We start from the raw sequence: 895 nt of genomic DNA, 5'->3' as shown, positions 1-895 counted from the left end.
TCGGAAGGGCGGCATGATGCCAATAGTGTAATATATAGCTAGTTCTGGGCAATGCTGCGTTTGCTCGGGCGGGCTAAAGCCCGCACCTCCCAAACGCAATCATGACACCAACAATCGACACACAACCGAAAAGTAACTTCTCAGTAACTTCTCGACTCGCAAAAGCTGCAAAGTTTGTATAGTAGATAACTCCCGACACATTTCTGCAAGATTTGCATTCATTAAAAGTTGCAACTATGGGGATTTGAGATATCAATAGGTGTTGCAATCAGTTGGTTTTGACATGAAATCTATATGTCACTTGATATCGCATTTTTGATACACAGCTATAAGGTTTGCAATCTAGTCTTGATTAGAAGATTTATAAGTCTTCTAGAGAAAGAATAGATTGCTATGGATAAAGAAAAGTTTGTTTCTATTACTAATCAGTTCATGTTTAATCGTGTAATGATTCAAAAAGATATATGTAAAGACTTTCTAGAATGTGTATTAGGTAAACAAATAGATGATCTGATCTATAAAAACGCAGAACAAGCAATAGAACCTAGACTAGATTTTAAAAGTGTTAGGTTAGATTTGTTTGCTAAAACAAAACATGAAGTCTTTGATATAGAACTACAAATTCAACAAAGAGCGGATATCGCTAGGAGATATAGATACTATCAAGCATCTATTGATACTACATCGCTAGATAAAGGAGCAGACTACGATAAGCTACCCACAAGCTATATTATCTTTGTTTGTAATCACGACCCTTTCAAAGCAGGGCTTCCTGTATATGAAATAGAACCAATATGTAGACAAGATAGTACTTTAGATATAGACAGCGGCATACACTGGATTGCTCTTAACTGTAAAGACTATGCAAAGACAAAAGATAAGCACCTGCTTTCTT

Annotated in this window: 1 protein-coding gene; it reads left to right on the top strand. The window is 36.0% G+C overall.

Going from position 1 to position 895, the window contains the following annotated elements; genetic code table 11:
• Nucleotides 1–393: 393 nt before the first annotated feature.
• A partial coding sequence (locus G7Y37_RS09070; RefSeq protein WP_165063141.1) for an Rpn family recombination-promoting nuclease/putative transposase occupies nucleotides 394–895 on the top strand: 502 nt, incomplete at its 3' end.

Source organism: Adlercreutzia sp. ZJ154, from assembly GCF_011039055.1.
In the GTDB taxonomy this organism is placed as follows: Bacteria; Actinomycetota; Coriobacteriia; order Coriobacteriales; family Eggerthellaceae; genus Adlercreutzia_A.
The sequence above is the reverse complement of the archived record's forward strand: the minus strand, read 5'-3'. Positions and strand labels throughout refer to the sequence as shown.